Annotated in this window: 2 protein-coding genes and 1 tRNA gene; 1 reads left to right on the forward strand and 2 read right to left on the reverse strand. The window is 33.2% G+C overall.

The features are described from left to right. Positions 1-415 (reverse strand): TVP38/TMEM64 family protein (locus tag GX756_03475; GenBank protein ID NLC16919.1); only part of this gene is annotated, 415 nt, incomplete at its 3' end. A gap of 330 nt (positions 416-745) precedes the next feature. Here GX756_03475 and GX756_03480 point away from each other — a divergent pair. Continuing rightward, positions 746-821, forward strand: a tRNA-Thr gene (locus GX756_03480). A 128-nt stretch (positions 822-949) separates the two neighbouring features. On the opposite strand, the gene GX756_03485 is transcribed toward GX756_03480, so the two are convergent. Continuing rightward, the coding region (locus GX756_03485) for a site-specific integrase (GenBank protein NLC16920.1) at positions 950-1,721 on the reverse strand (772 nt) is incomplete at its 5' end.

Below are 1,721 nucleotides of genomic sequence, written 5' to 3' on the forward strand. Positions count from 1 at the left end.
GATAGACAAGCGGCCGCCCAAACGCGCGCGACAGCCCAAAAGCCGCCAAACTGCCCAAAATCGTGCCAATAAGCGAAAGCCCGATGCTTGCCCATGTGCCGTATAGATATCCGCCGGCAATGGCGACCACATTGTTGGGGATGACCGCCAAAATAACCGAAACAAAAGCTATCGCGACATAGATATATTTGGACCAAACGCCAAAATCGGCTATATACGCCTGAATCTTTTCCCTGCCGGCTTGGGCGTCAAAAAGGTTTTTCCAGCCTATTTCTTTTATAAAAAAAACGCCCGCGGCAACGGTCAACGCCAAGATTAATACTAAAACTATAATGCTTATAATCTGATAAGCGCCAAATTTTTTCGGGGGGTTTTGGTTTTGTCCCAAAACCCCGTCTTTTTCATTAGGTGACATAATATTATCATTATATTATGCCGCCCGTTTTATAGCAATAAAAAAGAATGATTACAGTCCAAAAATTTTATGCAAAAAATAACAGCAAAAAACATAAAGGCTCGGACAATCAAAAAGATAAAGATATAAAAGACCAAACCATACATAGTTTTACGCAAAATCAACACCTCTAAAAAACGCGACCAAAGACTTTTGCCTTTACCGTTTTTTTATAATTTTTTTTGGGCGCCCTAAAAACCGCCATATCGGCGCATTAAAAAATTAACAAAATATTTTAGTTGTCTTTTTGGGCGTCAAATTGTATAATATATCTTGCATTTTTCAATATACGCTGATGTAGCTCAGCTGGCAGAGCAATTGATTCGTAATCAATAGGTCGGGGGTTCAAATCCCCCCATCAGCTCCAAAAAACGGCCATTTTCACTAGTTTAGTTAGCAAAAAAGGCTTTTTTTTAGGGTTATTAGCAAAGTTTGATAAAAAATATCAAAAATTTTTCCTTAAATTTTTAAAGGTTCAAATCAATAGGTCGCCTTTTATAAAATATCTTTCAGCTTTTGTATGTATTCTAATATAGGCGAATTCCCACGCTTTAAAATATGCGTATATGTATTTAACGTCATATCAAGACTTGCGTGTCCAACTAATTTTTGAATATACTTTTCTCTCATACCGACATAATAACAGACGCTTATAAAAGTATGTCTAAAAGTATGAATATTATATCCCTTATAGCCTAACTTTGCATATAATCTTTTAAAATAACATCTTACCATTGAATATGTATATCTTTTGCCTGAACGCTGATTTTTTTCTAATTCTTGAATATAAGGTATTAAATCGCTATGAAATTTTACCTTTCTCATACCGCTTTCTGTTTTAGTTGAATTATGTATGGTATTTGTATAAACATCTATCGATTTATTAATAATTATTTCATTAGTTGTATAATCAATATCTTTACTAAAATTTAAAGCCAAAAATTCTCCTATTCTCAATCCTGTGCAACACATAAAAAAAAAGACAGGATAATAAATTGGATTAGTAATTAACTTCAAAATTTCATTTTGTTGGTCAAACTCCAAAGGCTTATAATGCTTACTCTTTATTGCAGGTATTTCAACGGAACTATATGGATTATATTTTATTATTCTCAGTTTAACCGCCTTTTCAAAGCTAGCGCGAATTATATTGCCAACCTTTACCCGTGTATTATTTCTTTTTATACTATTAAGAAATTTTTGAATATCTAAACCGTCAATTTCGTTTAACTTTTTGTCTTTAAAATAAGGTTTTATATTTTCATTA

Source organism: Clostridiales bacterium (genome assembly GCA_012512255.1).
Taxonomy (GTDB): Bacteria; Bacillota; Clostridia; order Christensenellales; family DUVY01; genus DUVY01.